Genomic DNA, 16,237 nt, shown 5'->3' with positions numbered 1-16,237 from the left:
ATATTTCTTATGTTTTACTTTAGACCTATTCACGGTGGTTATTGTGTGCAAATACGCCTCTTGTTACAACCTTAACCCCAATGACCGATTTTCGGGAGAGCGACACCATGAGTTTATTTGATAAAAAGCATCTGGTTTCCCCCGCCGATGCCCTGCCTGGACGTAACACCCCGATGCCCGTAGCCACGCTGCATGCGGTCAACGGTCACTCAATGACCAATGTACCTGACGGAATGGAGATTGCCATTTTTGCGATGGGTTGTTTCTGGGGTGTGGAGCGTCTGTTCTGGCAGTTACCCGGCGTTTACAGCACCGCCGCAGGCTATACCGGAGGCTATACGCCAAATCCGACTTATCGGGAAGTGTGCTCCGGTGATACGGGTCATGCCGAAGCGGTACGCATTGTTTACGATCCTTCCGTCATCAGCTATGAGCAGTTGCTACAGGTATTTTGGGAGAATCACGATCCCGCCCAGGGAATGCGTCAGGGCAATGACCACGGCACGCAGTATCGTTCAGCGATTTATCCGCTGACCCCAGAACAGGATGCCGCAGCTCGCGCCAGTCTGGAACGTTTTCAGGCGGCGATGCTTGCCGCCGATGATGATCGTCACATCACCACGGAAATCGCTAACGCCACACCGTTTTATTATGCCGAAGATGACCACCAGCAATATCTGCATAAAAACCCGTATGGTTACTGTGGAATTGGCGGAATTGGCGTCTGTCTGCCACCGGAAGCATAGCGTTACGGGTACAAATGTAGATTGTTGATAAAGTGCGCTTTATTTATGCCAGATGCGGCGTAAACGCCTTACCAGGCCTACAAAATCGTCCAAATTCAATATATTGCAAGGACTGCGTAGGCCTGATTGGCATAGCGCATCAGGCAGTATTGCATTTATCAGCAGTCTGAATTTTAACCCTCTGGCGACTTTACAGTACCTTACGCTATACTAGCCACTGAAAATGCCGGTTCACTTTCTTCGAATCGGCTTTCAATGTGTATTTCACACAAATTAATCAACTTCCCCTTCCGAGGATCTGGCCTGAAAGGTCGGATAAGATATGTTAAACAGTATTTTAGTCATACTCTGCTTGATCGCTGTAAGTGCGTTCTTCTCGATGTCCGAGATCTCACTTGCCGCCTCACGCAAAATCAAACTTAAACTGCTGGCTGATGAAGGCAATATAAATGCCCAACGCGTTCTGAATATGCAGGAAAATCCCGGCATGTTCTTTACCGTGGTCCAAATCGGTCTGAACGCAGTGGCGATTCTCGGCGGTATCGTCGGTGATGCGGCATTTTCTCCAGCTTTTCACAGCCTGTTCTCCCGCTATATGTCGGCAGAGCTCTCTGAGCAACTGAGCTTTATTCTCTCTTTCTCGTTAGTGACTGGCATGTTTATCCTGTTTGCGGATTTAACCCCGAAACGCATCGGTATGATTGCGCCAGAAGCTGTCGCTTTGCGTATCATCAACCCGATGCGCTTCTGCCTGTACGTTTGCACCCCGCTGGTGTGGTTCTTCAACGGACTGGCGAACATAATCTTCCGTATTTTCAAACTGCCAATGGTACGTAAAGATGACATCACTTCTGATGACATCTACGCGGTAGTGGAAGCCGGTGCGCTGGCGGGCGTGTTACGTAAACAGGAACACGAGCTGATTGAAAACGTCTTTGAGCTGGAATCCCGTACCGTTCCGTCGTCAATGACACCGCGTGAAAACGTGATTTGGTTTGATCTCCACGAAGATGAGCAAAGCCTGAAGAATAAGGTGGCGGAACATCCGCACTCTAAGTTCCTCGTCTGTAATGAAGATATTGACCACATCATCGGCTATGTCGATTCTAAAGACCTGCTGAACCGCGTGCTGGCTAACCAAAGCCTGGCACTGAACAGCGGCGTACAAATTCGCAACACGCTGATTGTGCCGGATACGTTAACCCTTTCAGAGGCGTTGGAAAGTTTTAAAACCGCAGGTGAAGACTTCGCGGTGATCATGAACGAGTACGCGCTGGTGGTGGGGATCATCACCCTCAATGACGTGATGACCACGCTGATGGGCGATCTAGTCGGTCAGGGGCTGGAAGAGCAGATTGTCGCCCGTGATGAGAACTCATGGCTGATTGACGGCGGCACCCCAATTGACGACGTCATGCGCGTGCTGGATATTGACGAGTTCCCGCAGTCGGGCAACTACGAAACCATCGGCGGCTTTATGATGTTTATGCTGCGTAAGATCCCGAAACGCACCGATTCGGTGAAATTCGCCGGCTACAAATTTGAAGTGGTGGATATCGATAACTACCGCATCGACCAGCTGCTGGTGACCCGGATCGACAGCAAGGCCACCGCCCTTTCGCCAAAACTGCCTGACGCTAAAGATAAAGAAGAAAGCGTCGCGTAACCCCCAGAAACATCAACGGCTCCTGAATCAGGAGCCGTCTTATTACTGCATAGCACTTTGGTTAAGCCATCTCTGTTTGCAGACGCATAACCTGACGGTTAACTTCGGACATCACTGACAAATGCAGCTTATCCTTCACTTTTGGGATAAGAATCTTACCCTTATCAAATTCAAAAGCGCCAACGTCCTTGATGTATAACCGTCCACGGAACAGGATCTTTACGTACTTCGCCACCTGAAGTGGGTTGTACCGTTGGAAAATTTTCATTGTTATCTCCTGCTGAGTATTACGCCTGTGCGGTGCCACAATCGGCCCAACTATTATGAGGCGCAAATTTTAATGCTTAGTGACTATAGACTATCCGGGCAATGTTTCCACCGCGTATAACTTTTTTTACCTAAAGGTTACAATTATTCAGAATTATCTTTTTACCGAAGCGCGGTCTTCAGTATAAGCATTCATTTTTCATATGATTTGTGCGCTTGACCGCAAACTGGCATCACACTTGCGGGAAATTCGATAAATAGCACATATGATTAAAACTCAGACCCAAGTGGTCGGATCACCTGCATATCATAAGAAGGAAACACCATGACCCTACGCAAGATTCTGGCACTCACCTGCCTGCTGTTGCCGATGATGGCTTCCGCACATCAGTTCGAAACCGGTCAGCGAGTGCCGCCGATTGGCATTACCGATCGAGGCGAGTTGGTGCTTGATAAAGATCAGTTTAGCTACAAAACCTGGAACAGCGCACAGTTAGTGGGAAAAGTGCGAGTACTGCAACATATTGCTGGTCGCACCTCTGCAAAAGAGAAAAACGCGACGCTGATTGAAGCGATTAAATCAGCGAAGTTACCGCACGATCGCTACCAGACCACCACCATTGTTAACACCGACGACGCGATTCCGGGTTCAGGGATGTTTGTGCGCAGCAGTCTGGAGAGTAATAAAAAGCTTTATCCCTGGTCGCAGTTTATTGTCGATAGCAATGGCGTCGCGCGCGGTGCCTGGCAGCTGGATGAAGAAAGTTCCGCTGTAGTGGTGCTGGATAAGGATGGTCGCGTGCAATGGGCCAAAGACGGGGCGCTCACACAGGAAGAGGTGCAGCAAGTGATGGACCTGCTGCATAAATTAATTAATAAATAGACACTCTGAATCCCGGATTCAGGAACGACTCGCGCGGAGTGTAATCCAGCGGTTTACCCTGCCAGTCATGAACGTGCGCTCCGGCAGCTGCAGCCACAGCATGACCAGCGGCGGTATCCCAAATATTCGTTGGTCCGAAGCGCGGGTACAGCTGCGCCTGCCCTTCCGCCACCAGGCAGAATTTCAGCGAAGAGCCGATGGACGTGGTCTGATGTTCGCCAAGCTGTTGCAGATACTCTTTCAGCTCCGCATCTGCATGGGAACGGCTGATAACCACCAGCGGCGGGCGCGCATCGCGGACCTGAATCTGCTTGCGCACACCGCACTCTTCTTTCCAGGCCTTGCCTTCTGCCGCGCTGTACATTATGTTCATTACCGGCGCATACACCACACCTAAAATCGGTTTGCCATGGTCAATGAGCGCAATGTTAACGGTGAATTCGCCATTACGTTTAATAAACTCTTTAGTACCATCCAGCGGGTCTACCAGCCAGTAACGCTGCCAGTGCTGACGGACTTCCCAACCGGGAGGATCTTCTTCAGAAAGGACCGGAATATCCGGTGTCAGCGTACGTAAACCGTCCATGATAACGGTGTGAGCGGCAATATCCGCTGCCGTTACCGGAGAATTGTCCGCTTTGCTGACGACGTCCATCGGTTTCGTCCCGTCGTAGACCTGCATAATGGCATCGCCTGCATTCCGTGCAAGCTGGCATACTTGATCTAACATTTCTCCACCTCGTCTCTGTGAGCGGTGTTAACTTATTGTTTTACTTATACCCTATCGTTAATGAATGCGCCAACTGTGATAGTGTCATCATTTTCAAAGCGTAAAATTGTGGCATTCTTCACTGTTCTATAAGTAAGGCGTTTATTCTCCCTTTTCTTTCGTATTCCCGATGATAAAAGGATGTCCCTGATGATTAAGTTTAGCGCAACGCTCCTGGCCACGCTGATTGCCGCCAGTGTGAATGCAGCGACGGTCGATCTACGTATCATGGAAACCACTGATCTGCATAGCAACATGATGGATTTCGATTATTACAAAGACACCGCCACGGAAAAATTCGGACTGGTACGTACGGCAAGCCTGATTAACGATGCCCGCAATGAAGTGAAAAACAGCGTACTGGTCGATAACGGCGATTTGATTCAGGGGAGTCCGCTGGCCGATTACATATCGGCGAAAGGATTAAAAGCAGGTGATGTTCATCCGGTTTATAAGGCGCTGAATACGCTGGATTATACGGTCGGTACACTCGGCAATCATGAATTTAACTACGGTCTGGATTACCTGAAAAATGCGTTGGCGGGAGCGAAATTCCCTTATGTAAATGCCAACGTCATTGACGCCAGAACCAAACAGCCAATGTTTACACCGTATTTAATTAAAGATACCGAAGTGGTCGATAAAGACGGAAAAAAACAGACGCTGAAGATTGGCTATATTGGCGTCGTGCCGCCGCAAATCATGGGCTGGGATAAAGCTAATTTATCCGGAAAAGTGACGGTGAATGATATTACCGAAACCGTGCGCAAATACGTGCCTGAAATGCGCGAGAAAGGTGCCGATGTCGTTGTCGTTCTGGCGCATTCCGGGCTATCTGCCGATCCGTATAAAGTGATGGCGGAAAACTCAGTTTATTACCTCAGTGAAATTCCTGGCGTTAACGCCATTATGTTTGGCCATGCTCACGCCGTTTTCCCAGGTAAAGATTTTGCTGATATCGAAGGGGCTGATATCGCGAAAGGCACGCTGAATGGTGTTCCGGCGGTAATGCCGGGCATGTGGGGCGATCATCTTGGGGTGGTCGACTTACAACTCAGTAATAACAGCGGTAAATGGCAGGTGACGCAGGCGAAAGCGGAAGCACGGCCGATTTACGACATCGCCAATAAAAAATCCCTCGCGGCGGAAGACAGCAAGCTGGTAGAAACACTCAAAGCCGATCACGATGCCACACGCCAGTTCGTCAGCAAGCCAATCGGTAAATCCGCCGACAATATGTATAGCTATCTGGCGCTGGTGCAGGACGATCCGACCGTGCAGGTGGTGAACAACGCGCAAAAAGCGTATGTCGAGCATTACATTCAGGGCGATCCGGATCTGGCAAAACTGCCGGTGCTTTCAGCTGCTGCACCGTTTAAAGTTGGTGGTCGCAAAAATGATCCGGCAAGCTATGTGGAGGTGGAAAAAGGCCAGTTGACCTTCCGTAATGCCGCCGATCTTTATCTCTACCCCAATACGCTGATTGTGGTGAAAGCCAGCGGTAAAGAGGTGAAAGAGTGGCTGGAGTGCTCCGCCGGACAGTTTAACCAGATTGATCCTGACAACACGAAACCACAGTCACTCATCAACTGGGATGGTTTCCGCACCTATAACTTTGATGTGATTGATGGTGTGAATTATCAGATTGATGTTACCCAGCCTGCCCGTTATGACGGCGAGTGCCAGATGGTTAATGCCAATGCGGAAAGGATTAAGAACCTGACCTTTAATGGCAAGCCGATTGATCCGAACGCCATGTTCCTGGTTGCCACCAATAACTATCGCGCTTACGGCGGCAAATTTGCCGGTACGGGCGACAGCCATATCGCTTTTGCTTCACCGGATGAGAACCGCTCGGTGCTGGCAGCGTGGATTGCTGATGAGTCGAAACGTGCGGGGGAAATTCACCCGGCGGCAGATAACAACTGGCGTTTAGCACCGATAGCTGGCGATAAGAAACTGGATATCCGTTTCGAAACCTCTCCATCAGATAAAGCCGCGGCGTTTATTAAAGAGAAAGGGCAATATCCGATGAATAAAGTCGCGACCGATGATATCGGGTTTGCGATTTATCAGGTGGATTTGAGTAAGTAATACACTTCTTTTTCGGCCTATAAATCATCAACCGCATCCGGCACTTTTGTCGGATGCGATGCTGGCGCATCTTATCCGCCCTACAAGTCATGAACCGTAGGCCGGATAAGCGCAGCCGGCAGTTATGCCGCACGTTCATCCCGCACCGCCAACACCTCGGGCAAATTCAACTCAATCCAGTCCGCCAGTGCAGCAACCTTTTCGCTCACCTGCTCGCCCAGCGGCGTGAGGCTATATTCCACATGCGGCGGCACCACCGGATACGCGATACGGTTAAGAAAACCATCCTGTTCTAACGCCTGTAACGACTGCGCAAGCATCTTTTCACTCACCCCACCGATTTTGCGCCGCAGGTCGCTAAAGCGATGAGTACCTTCGCGTAGCGCCACCAGAATCAACACCCCCCAACGGCTGGTGACGTGTTTCAACACCTCGCGCGACGGGCACTGTTCCGCAAAGAGATTACCCTCTTTCAGTTGTTGTGACAGGCTAACCTGACTCATTTCATACTTACCTTTTTGTACGTACTTACTAAAAGTAAGTTTAGGTGTTAGCGTATTTAAACACAAGACAAAACGATGGAGACTTCCCATGATCGCTATTACTGGTGCCACTGGCCAACTTGGTCACTATGTTATTAAATCCTTGATGAAAACGGTTCCTGCCAGCCAAATAGTGGCTATCGTTCGTAATCCGGCAAAAGCCCAGGCACTGACAGCACAAGGCATTACCGTGCGTCAGGCTGACTACGGCGATGAAGCCGCACTGACATCTGCACTTCAGGGAGTGGAAAAACTACTGCTGATCTCTTCCAGCGAAGTGGGTCAACGTGCCCCGCAGCATCGTAATGTTATTAATGCCGCAAAGACGGCTGGCGTGAAATTTATCGCTTATACCAGTCTGCTTCACGCGGATAAATCTCCGCTCGGCCTCGCCGATGAGCACATCGAGACGGAGAAAATGTTGGCTGATTCTGGCATCGTTTACACCCTGCTGCGCAACGGCTGGTACACCGAAAACTATCTCGCCAGCGCCCCGGCAGCACTGGAGCACGGCGTATTTATCGGTGCCGCGGGCGATGGCAAAATTGCCTCGGCAACGCGGGCAGATTATGCGGCAGCTGCGGCACGCGTGATTAGCGAAGCCGGTCACGAAGGCAAGGTTTACGAGCTGGCGGGCGATAGTGCCTGGACGTTGACACAGTTAGCGGCAGAGCTGACCAAACAGAGCGGCAAACAGGTTACCTATCAAAATCTGAGCGAAACCGATTTCGCTGCGGCGCTGAAAAGCGTTGGCCTGCCTGACGGACTGGCGGATATGCTGGCGGATTCTGACGTTGGCGCATCGAAAGGCGGTCTGTTTGATGACAGCAAAACGCTGAGCAAATTGATTGGCCGCCCAACGACAACGTTAGCCGAAAGCGTAAGCCATCTTTTTAATGTTAATAAATAGTTAATTAAAGTGGCATCCTCCCGCATCCTCTCTGATAATGACGGGATGCCGGGAGCAATCATGTCTGCTTCCTGAACGTTTCTTCTGACAGACCAATGGATGCCAGTAATGATTAGCGGCGTGCTGTACGCCCTGTTAGCAGGGTTGATGTGGGGGCTTATTTTTGTCGGGCCGTTGATCGTGCCGGAATACCCGGCGATGTTGCAGTCGATGGGGCGTTATCTGGCGTTAGGGTTAATTGCGCTACCCATTGCCTGGCTGGGACGCGTGCGTCTGCGTCAGTTGGCGCGTCGCGACTGGCTTACCGCCTTGATGCTCACTATGATGGGCAACCTCATCTATTACTTCTGCCTTGCCAGTGCCATTCAACGTACTGGCGCGCCTGTTTCTACGATGATTATTGGCACCCTGCCGGTGGTCATTCCTGTCTTTGCCAATCTGCTTTATAGCCAGCGCGACGGCAAACTCGCGTGGGGAAAACTCGCCCCGGCACTGATTTGTATTGGCATCGGCCTGGCGTGTGTGAATATTGCTGAGTTAAACCACGGACTCCCCGATTTTGACTGGGCACGTTATACCTCTGGCATCGTGCTAGCGTTAGTTTCCGTGGTCTGCTGGGCATGGTATGCCCTGCGCAACGCCCGCTGGCTGCGGGAAAATCCCGACAAACATCCGATGATGTGGGCGACGGCGCAGGCGCTGGTCACGCTGCCGGTTTCTCTCATCGGCTATCTCGTCGCCTGTTACTGGCTGAATATACAAACGCCGGACTTCTCCTTACCTTTTGGCCCCCGTCCGCTGGTGTTTATTAGTCTGATGGTTGCGATAGCCGTGCTTTGCTCATGGGTTGGCGCACTCTGCTGGAACGTCGCCAGCCAGCGATTACCGACAGTGATTCTCGGGCCGCTGATCGTTTTCGAAACACTGGCAGGTTTGCTGTACACCTTTTTGATACGCCAGCAAATGCCGCCGCTGATGACGCTGAGCGGTATCGCGCTGTTAGTGGTTGGCGTGGTCATTGCAGTCAGAGCAAAACCGGAAAAGCCTTTAACTGAATCTGTCTCAGAAAGTTGACATACTGGCAGTGAGTTAAATAAGCCTCTGCTACGTAAGGGTTATAGCATTTGCCTTAAAGATGCATTTAAAATACATCTTATCTTATTAAGAATGAGGTATCAGCTATGGCTTATCGCGACCAACCTTTAGGTGAACTGGCGCTCTCTATCCCTCGCGCTTCGGCTCTGTTTCGTAAATATGATATGGATTACTGCTGCGGCGGTAAGCAAACGCTGGCGCGTGCGGCGGCACGTAAAGAACTGGATGTTGAGGTCATTGAAGCTGAGCTGGCAAAGCTTGCTGAACAACCGATTGAGAAAGACTGGCGTAGCGCCCCGCTGGCAGAAATCATCGACCATATCATCGTGCGCTACCACGATCGTCACCGCGAGCAACTGCCGGAGCTGATCCTGCAAGCGACTAAAGTCGAGCGCGTTCACGCCGACAAACCGAGCGTGCCAAAAGGGCTGACAAAATACCTGACCATGCTGCATGAAGAGCTTTCCAGCCACATGATGAAAGAAGAGCAGATCCTCTTCCCGATGATCAAACAAGGCATGGGCAGCCAGGCAATGGGGCCAATCAGCGTAATGGAAAGCGAGCACGATGAAGCGGGCGAACTGCTGGAAGTGATCAAACACACTACCAATAACGTCACACCGCCGCCAGAAGCCTGCACCACCTGGAAAGCGATGTATAACGGCATTAATGAACTGATTGATGACCTGATGGATCACATCAGTCTGGAAAACAATGTACTGTTCCCACGCGCGCTGGCGGGTGAGTAATCTAAAAGCTGGATGGCATTGCGCCATCCAGCATGATAATGCGGTTATTTCCGCAGTTCAGCAGCCCGCTTCTTACCAATAAACAACCAGCCCAGCCCCAGTGCGATAAACCACAGCGGGGTGACCAACAGCGCCTGGCGAGTGTCATCTTCCAGTGTCAGCAACACGACCACGAACACAAAGAACGCCATACATACCCAGCACATCAGCTTGCCGAGCGGCATCTTGTAGATCGACTTCTCATGCAGATGAGGACGCTGTTTGCGGTAAACCAGGTACGAGCAAAGGATAATCGTCCAGACGAACATAAACAGAATCGCGGAAACGGTTGTAATCATCGTGAACGCGCCAATCACGCTAGGATTCACATACAGCATCACCACGCCACCGAGCAGGCAGATGCAGGAGAAGGTCAGCCCTTTCGCTGGTACTGCGCGCTTAGAAAGTTTAGCGAACGCTTTCGGTGCCACACCTTCCTGCGCCAGACCAAACAGCATACGGCTGGTAGAGAAGACGCCGCTGTTAGCGGAAGACGCCGCAGAGGTCAGCACCACAAAGTTGATCACGCTTGCGGCAGCAGGCAGCCCTACCAACACGAACAGTTCAACAAACGGGCTTTTCTCCGGGACTACCGAACTCCACGGCGTCACGGACATAATCACAATCAGCGCGAAGACGTAGAACATAATGATACGGATCGGAATGGAGTTAATCGCGCGTGGCAGTGATTTCTCCGGATCTTTGGTTTCCGCAGCTGTTGTACCTACCAGCTCAATCCCCACGAAAGCGAAAACCGCTATCTGGAATCCGGCAAAGAAGCCACTTAAACCTTTCGGGAACCAGCCGCCGTCATTCCACAAATGCGCGAATGACGCTTCCACACCGGTCGGTGACTGAAAGTGCATCGCCACCATGACCAGGCCGACGACAATCAGCGACACGATGGCGACGATTTTGATCATCGCAAACCAGAACTCCATCTCACCGAACATTTTCACGGTGGCAAGGTTGAGCGTCAACAGCAGCACTATCACCGCCAGCGAGGCGACCCAGTCGGAGAGATCGGGGAACCAGAACTGAGCATAAGCAGTGATCGCCACCACGTCTGCCATACCGGTTACAACCCAGCAGAACCAGTAAGTCCAGCCGGTGAAATATCCTGCCCACGGCCCGAGTAAATCGGAAGCGAAGTCACTAAAAGATTTGTATTCCAGATTCGAAAGCAGCAATTCCCCCATTGCCCGCATCACGAAAAAGAGCATAAAACCGATGATCATATAAACGAAAATGATCGACGGCCCGGCAAGGCTAATCGTTTTGCCAGACCCCATAAACAACCCCGTACCAATGGCACCGCCAATGGCAATAAGCTGAATATGTCGGTTTGTGAGATTGCGCCGTAGCGACTGTTCAGCCGGAGCCTGATCATCGGCAACGACTTTTACCTGATCTACCATGTTTTTTTCTTCCTGTACCTGTCTGTGTTGTTCAGGCTCTACGGCCTTTAGTCAGTCTATGATACGACGAATCTGTATCGGGACTCATCGATATTAGGTAACAATACGCGGGATGAATACTAAGATTTAGATCTAATGTTAATTTTATGTTTAAAGTGAGTGTCATATCACGGTGATAACGCGAAACAGCTCACAAAAATACACGCTTACGGGGTCTTTGCAACACAAAATAGCGCCGTTTGGAAAACTGAAGGGTTTATTGCTGAATGCCTGCTCCCCTCTGGTTCGAGGGGAACAGAATGCGCTGCTTAGAGGATTTCCAGCAGTTCGACTTCAAACACCAGGGTGCTGAACGGAGGGATGGATGCGCCTGCGCCGCGCTCGCCATATGCCAGTTCCTGCGGGATAGTCAGTTCCCATTTAGAACCTACCGGCATCAGAGTCAGTGCTTCAATCCAGCCAGGGATCACGCCATTAACCGGGAATTCAGCGGGTTCACCACGAGCAACGGAGCTGTCAAACACGGTGCCGTCGATCAGTTTACCGGTGTAATGAACACGAACGCGGTCAGTACGTGCCGGAATTGCGCCTTCACCCTGGTTGATCACGCGGAATTGCAGGCCAGATTCGGTGCTGTTCACACCTTCTTTTTTGGCATTTTCTTCAAGATATTTCACACCTTCGGCAGCCATCACCTGGAAACGCTGACGACGAACGGCATCGGCGCGTTCGTGGATTTCACGCAGCGCGCGATGCACCACATCAACCGGAACAGCCGGATGTTTGCCTTCCAGCGCATCTGCAATACCAGCCACCAGCGCCTCCGGCAGCAGCCCTTGCAGGCCAGATTCACTCAGTTGTTGGCCTACCTGTAAACCAATGCCGTAGCTTGCTTGCGCTTCGATGGTGTCAAAAGTTGGGGTGGTCATCGTATTTCCTTTCTTAGGGTATAAAAGTAGCGGGCAGCATATCAGCCACACTTCTTTGGGTAAAACTTTGTCGCAGGAATGATGACAAATCCCGGGGAAAAAGAAACAATAGCAATATCCCGTATGAATATAATAAAGGCGGGTTTACCACGGACATCATAGCGTTAGCTTATTCATAGGCTATGATTGAGGAACAAGACGCGGAGCAGGAGGAAACCATGCCCGGGCGCTTTGAACTAAAACCAACCCTGGAGAAAGTCTGGCACGCGCCGGACAATTTTCGCTTCATGGACCCGCTGCCGCCGATGCATCGTCGGGGGATCATTATTGCCGCCATTATATTGGTGGTCGGATTTCTGCTTCCATCTGATGATACGCCCAACGCGCCGGTGGTGACGCGTGAAGCGCAGTTAGATATTCAATCGCAATCACAACCGCCGACAGAAGAACAGCTGCGGGCGCAATTAGTCACACCACAAAATGATCCTGATCAGGTGGCTCCGGTCGCTCCAGAACCTATACAGGAAGGCCAGCCAGAAGAACAGCCGCAAACTACCCAAACACAACCATTCCAGCCAGATAGCGGAATTGATAATCAATGGCGCTCTTACCGTGTCGAACCCGGTAAAACGATGGCGCAGCTGTTCCGCGACCACGGACTGCCCGCTACCGATGTCTATGCAATGGCGCAGGTAGAAGGCGCGGGTAAGCCGCTGAGTAATTTGCAAAACGGGCAAATGGTGAAAATCCGCCAGAACGCCAGCGGCGTGGTGACGGGCTTAACCATTGATACGGGGAATAATCAACAGGTCCTGTTCACCCGCCAGCCGGATGGCAGTTTTATTCGTGCGCGGTAGATGAAGGGTCAACCAAAAGCCAGCTAAGGATTGTCTCTTTGATGACCTTACGTCTGGCTTCCAGTGCCTGGGGGGAAACCATACTGATATGATAAACCAGGCCAAGCGTATGCTGGTTGATCAAATAATATCCGCCAAGCGCAGCAATATTAATATTCACCTGCAATGGGTCGATATCTGGCTTAAAAATATTGTGTTTCTTCCCTTCATCCAATAAGGATTCCATTAACTGCAAGTGCGCATGGTTAATTTCTAAGAGACGCTGTGATTTTGCATAATGCACACCTTTACTTTGATTTTCACTATGCACAATTTTTAAAAACCAGGGATTAGTAATATAATAATCCCATGTAAAATCAATAATTTTCTCAATGGCTTTTTGTGGCGGAAGATCTGAGAAATCAAGGGCCTTTTCTTTTTGTCGAATATCGTTCCAGGTATATTCCAGTACTTCAATAAATAAATTTTCTTTATTACCAAAGTGATGATAAACCGTCTGTTTACTACACCCCGCAGCCTTAACAATATTATCGACCCTGGCCCCTTCATAACCATATTCGGCAAATTCATTAACCGCGCATAACAGCAGCTTTTCCTTCAGGCTCTGTACGTTGCTGGTATCAAGATACATAACGCTTCCCCACGACCTCTTCAAGATAACTATCTTAACCCGATTAATTAGAAGCTCCAGTAAAAAGGATAAAAACTTGTACTTTCATCAAGTTATCAAATGTCCTGTGATCACTATCGCATATCAACCAACCAGATGGTTGATCTTTCTTGCGGCACGTCGCAAGCTAATTGTCACTTAGAAAACAATATTCAAAAAAAGAGAGCTATTGTATGAAATCCACTCGTCCTGTTGCCGTGATTACCGGAGCCGCTCGTGGTATTGGAAAGGGCTGTGCGCTGGAGCTTGCTCGTGGCGGATTTAACCTGCTGATTAACGATCTTCCCGATGCCGACAGCGTAGAAAAACTGCATATCACACAACAAGAATGTATAGCTGAAGGCGTGGAAGTGATTTGCTTCCCTGCCGATGTCGGCGATCTCTCCTTGCATGAAGAGATGCTCGACGCGGCGCAAAACCTGTGGGGACGTCTGGACTGCCTGCTCAACAACGCAGGCATTTCAGTGAAAAAACGCGGTGACCTCCTCGACCTCGAACCAGACAGCTTCGATCAAAACATTGCCATTAACACCCGCGCGCCGTTCTTCCTTGCTCAGGCATTCAGTAAGCGCTTACTGGCACAGCCGAAACCGGAAGCGGAGCTGCCGCACCGCTCGATTATTTTCGTCAGTTCCATCAACGCCATCATGCTGGCGATGAATCGCGGCGAATACACCATTGCCAAAACCGCCGTTTCTGCCGCTGCTCGTCTGTTTGCTGCTCGCCTTTGTAATGAACAAATTGGCGTTTATGAAGTGCGCCCTGGTCTCATCAAAACCGATATGACTATTCCAGCAACGGCTTATTACGACGAACTGATTGCCAAAGGTCTGGTGCCGTGGGGACGTTGGGGTTATCCGGCTGATATTGCTTCCACCGTCCGCGCGATGGCGGAAGGTAAACTGATTTACACCTGTGGTCAAGCGGTCGCCATCGACGGCGGCTTAAGTATGCCGCGCTTCTGAGGCTGAATCATGAGAGATCTGTTACAACGCCCGGATTTATTCAGTATCAATACCGCGACACTGGGCTATAAAACGCCGCTACCCGCCATTATTGATGCCTGCGCCGCACGCGGTATTGGCGCAATTGCCCCCTGGCGCAGGGAGTTGCAGGGTGAAGATCTCCAGCAAATCGCCCGCCAGCTTGCCGCCAGTAACATGAGCGTTTCCGGTTTGTGCCGTAGCACTTACTACACCGCGCCGACACTGGCGGAACGCAAACTGGCGATTGATGATAACCGCCGGGCGCTGGACGACGCAGCGGTCCTTAACGCCGCCTGTTATATGCAGGTGGTTGGCGGGTTACCGCAGGGAACAAAAGATTTGTACGAAGCGCGGGAACAAGTAAAACAAGGGATTCGCCAGTTGCTGCCACATTCGAAAGATGTCGGCGTGCCAATTGCGCTGGAGCCGCTGCACCCGATGACTGCTGCCGACCGCTCTTGCCTGTGCACGTTACGTCAGGCGCTGGACTGGTGTGATGAACTCGATCCCGATGGTGAGTTTGGCCTCGGCGTGGCGGTGGATGTTTATCACGTCTGGTGGGATCCGGAGCTCGCCAGTCAGATCCTGCGTGCCGGAAAACGCATCCTCGCGTTTCATGTTTCCGACTGGTTAGTACCGACCACCGATCTGGTCAATGACCGGGGAATGCCGGGAGATGGCGTCATCAATATTCCGTCAATTCGTCGGCTGGTTGAAAACGCCGGATTTAATGGCGCTATAGAACTGGAAATATTCTCGCCTTACTGGTGGCAGAAAGATATTAACAGCACGCTGGATATTAGCGTCGATCGCATCGCGCATTATTGTTAAGGAATGATCATGAGTGACCAACCCGTTCTGTTCAGCAGAGCGGCGGCTTCTTGCCGCCTGACATTGAACCGTGAAGATAAATGTCATGCTATTAATGAAGAAATGATCGAATCTCTCGACCATTATTTAAATGAAATTGAAAACGACACCACATTACGATTAGTCGAATTAACGGCAACCGGCGATAAATTCTTTTGTGCGGGTGGCGATATTAAATCGTGGTCGGCCTATTCGCCATTAGATATGGGCAGAAAATGGATTAAACGCGGTAATGACGTTTTTAATCGCCTGCGAAACTTACCCCAATTAACCGTTGCGAATCTCAACGGTCATACCATCGGCGGTGGTATTGAACTGGCCTTGTGCTGCGATATTCGTATTGCCCGCCCCGGCGCGAAATTCTCTAACCCGGAAGTGATGCTCGGCATGGTGCCTGGCTGGATGGGCATTGAACGTGTGCTTAATCAGGTTGGTCCGGTGGTCGGTCGCCAGATGCTGATGCTGGGTAAACGCCTGACGGCGCAGGAAGCCCAGGCGGCGAATTTAATTGATGAAGTGGTAGAAAAAGAACAGGTGGAAAGCTGGATGGCGAACCAGTTAGCGCAGCTGGAAAAATGCGGTCCGGTGGCACTGGCGCATATTAAGCAACTGATTCTGGCACTGGAAAATAAACATGCCGATTACCCGCACCAGCTACTGGCCGGATTAATGTCTGCCACTCAGGATTGCCAGCAGGCGACGCGCGCCTTTGCCGAAAAAAGTAGCGTGAGCTTCCATAATCAATAA

17 protein-coding genes are annotated in these 16,237 nt (G+C 50.7%); 11 read left to right on the top strand and 6 right to left on the bottom strand.

Annotated elements, in window-relative coordinates:
- The first annotated feature begins 107 nt into the window (after nt 1–107).
- Together msrA and K0778_RS06725 are read left to right on the top strand one after the other, a co-directional pair.
- Nucleotides 108–746, top strand: coding sequence for a peptide-methionine (S)-S-oxide reductase MsrA (msrA, locus tag K0778_RS06730; protein WP_001295196.1), 639 nt, complete (start codon nt 108–110; stop codon nt 744–746).
- Nucleotides 747–1,068: 322 nt separating this feature from the next.
- On the top strand, nt 1,069–2,412 hold the full coding sequence (locus K0778_RS06725; RefSeq protein ID WP_000935036.1) for a hemolysin family protein: 1,344 nt from the start codon (nt 1,069–1,071) through the stop codon (nt 2,410–2,412).
- 61 nt (nt 2,413–2,473) lie between these two features.
- On the opposite strand, the gene K0778_RS06720 is transcribed toward K0778_RS06725, so the two are convergent.
- A complete protein-coding gene (locus K0778_RS06720; protein ID WP_000689228.1) occupies nt 2,474–2,680 on the bottom strand; it encodes a DUF1107 domain-containing protein in 207 nt (68 codons plus the stop codon).
- A gap of 324 nt (nt 2,681–3,004) precedes the next feature.
- Between K0778_RS06720 and K0778_RS06715 the strand changes: the two genes are divergently transcribed.
- Nucleotides 3,005–3,562 (top strand): YtfJ family protein, encoded by a 558-nt coding sequence (locus K0778_RS06715; RefSeq protein WP_000175286.1) that lies wholly within the window; start codon nt 3,005–3,007, stop codon nt 3,560–3,562.
- Here the strand turns inward: K0778_RS06715 and cysQ are convergent.
- Nucleotides 3,552–4,292 (bottom strand): 3'(2'),5'-bisphosphate nucleotidase CysQ, encoded by a 741-nt coding sequence (gene cysQ, locus K0778_RS06710; RefSeq protein ID WP_000886900.1) that lies wholly within the window; start codon nt 4,290–4,292, stop codon nt 3,552–3,554. The two genes, K0778_RS06715 and cysQ, sit on opposite strands and share 11 nt — an antisense overlap.
- Before the next feature lie 189 nt (nt 4,293–4,481).
- Here cysQ and cpdB point away from each other — a divergent pair, with 189 nt between their 5' ends.
- On the top strand, nt 4,482–6,425 hold the full coding sequence (cpdB, locus tag K0778_RS06705) for a 2',3'-cyclic-nucleotide 2'-phosphodiesterase (protein WP_000589409.1): 1,944 nt from the start codon (nt 4,482–4,484) through the stop codon (nt 6,423–6,425).
- 122 nt (nt 6,426–6,547) lie between these two features.
- Here cpdB and K0778_RS06700 read toward each other — a convergent pair whose 3' ends face one another.
- On the bottom strand, nt 6,548–6,928 hold the full coding sequence (locus K0778_RS06700; protein ID WP_000084622.1) for a helix-turn-helix domain-containing protein: 381 nt from the start codon (nt 6,926–6,928) through the stop codon (nt 6,548–6,550).
- An 88-nt stretch (nt 6,929–7,016) separates the two neighbouring features.
- Between K0778_RS06700 and qorB the strand changes: the two genes are divergently transcribed.
- The 3 genes from qorB (at nt 7,017) to ytfE (ending at nt 9,721) form a co-directional block, all read left to right on the top strand.
- Nucleotides 7,017–7,877 (top strand): NAD(P)H:quinone oxidoreductase, encoded by an 861-nt coding sequence (gene qorB / locus K0778_RS06695; protein WP_000560597.1) that lies wholly within the window; start codon nt 7,017–7,019, stop codon nt 7,875–7,877.
- 108 nt (nt 7,878–7,985) lie between these two features.
- Nucleotides 7,986–8,951: a DMT family transporter gene (locus K0778_RS06690; protein WP_001295194.1), complete on the top strand. Its 966-nt coding sequence runs from the start codon at nt 7,986–7,988 to the stop codon at nt 8,949–8,951.
- Between the two features lie 107 nt (nt 8,952–9,058).
- The gene (gene ytfE / locus K0778_RS06685; RefSeq protein WP_000331456.1) at nt 9,059–9,721 is read left to right on the top strand and encodes an iron-sulfur cluster repair protein YtfE; all 663 of its coding nucleotides are present in this window, start codon (nt 9,059–9,061) and stop codon (nt 9,719–9,721) included.
- 44 nt (nt 9,722–9,765) lie between these two features.
- Here ytfE and cycA read toward each other — a convergent pair whose 3' ends face one another.
- Together cycA and fklB are read right to left on the bottom strand one after the other, a co-directional pair.
- Nucleotides 9,766–11,178, bottom strand: a complete 1,413-nt coding sequence (gene cycA / locus K0778_RS06680; RefSeq protein ID WP_000228346.1) for a D-serine/D-alanine/glycine transporter — start codon at nt 11,176–11,178, stop codon at nt 9,766–9,768.
- A 308-nt stretch (nt 11,179–11,486) separates the two neighbouring features.
- Complete coding sequence (gene fklB, locus K0778_RS06675) at nt 11,487–12,107, bottom strand: FKBP-type peptidyl-prolyl cis-trans isomerase (RefSeq protein WP_063084807.1); 621 nt, start codon at nt 12,105–12,107, stop codon at nt 11,487–11,489.
- Nucleotides 12,108–12,325: 218 nt separating this feature from the next.
- On the opposite strand from fklB, the gene ytfB reads away from it, so the two are divergent.
- The gene (gene ytfB, locus K0778_RS06670; protein WP_001119458.1) at nt 12,326–12,964 is read left to right on the top strand and encodes a cell division protein YtfB; all 639 of its coding nucleotides are present in this window, start codon (nt 12,326–12,328) and stop codon (nt 12,962–12,964) included.
- Here the strand turns inward: ytfB and K0778_RS06665 are convergent.
- Nucleotides 12,948–13,595: a TetR/AcrR family transcriptional regulator gene (locus tag K0778_RS06665; protein WP_001318432.1), complete on the bottom strand. Its 648-nt coding sequence runs from the start codon at nt 13,593–13,595 to the stop codon at nt 12,948–12,950. The two genes, ytfB and K0778_RS06665, sit on opposite strands and share 17 nt — an antisense overlap.
- Before the next feature lie 212 nt (nt 13,596–13,807).
- Here K0778_RS06665 and K0778_RS06660 point away from each other — a divergent pair, with 212 nt between their 5' ends.
- From K0778_RS06660 to K0778_RS06650, 3 genes are read left to right on the top strand one after another with little or no spacing between them, the layout of a single operon-like run.
- On the top strand, nt 13,808–14,599 hold the full coding sequence (locus tag K0778_RS06660) for a 3-ketoacyl-ACP reductase (RefSeq protein ID WP_000843384.1): 792 nt from the start codon (nt 13,808–13,810) through the stop codon (nt 14,597–14,599).
- Between the two features lie 9 nt (nt 14,600–14,608).
- Complete coding sequence (locus K0778_RS06655) at nt 14,609–15,451, top strand: sugar phosphate isomerase/epimerase (RefSeq protein WP_001205235.1); 843 nt, start codon at nt 14,609–14,611, stop codon at nt 15,449–15,451.
- A 9-nt stretch (nt 15,452–15,460) separates the two neighbouring features.
- Nucleotides 15,461–16,237 carry an enoyl-CoA hydratase/isomerase family protein gene (locus K0778_RS06650; protein ID WP_001283546.1) on the top strand — a complete coding sequence of 259 codons (777 nt, stop codon included), beginning with the start codon at nt 15,461–15,463 and terminating at the stop codon, nt 16,235–16,237.

It is taken from the genome of Escherichia sp. XD33 (genome assembly GCF_019375075.1).
Taxonomy (GTDB): domain Bacteria; phylum Pseudomonadota; class Gammaproteobacteria; order Enterobacterales; family Enterobacteriaceae; genus Enterobacter; species Enterobacter flexneri_A.
This window is presented reverse-complemented; position numbering and strand designations above follow the sequence as displayed.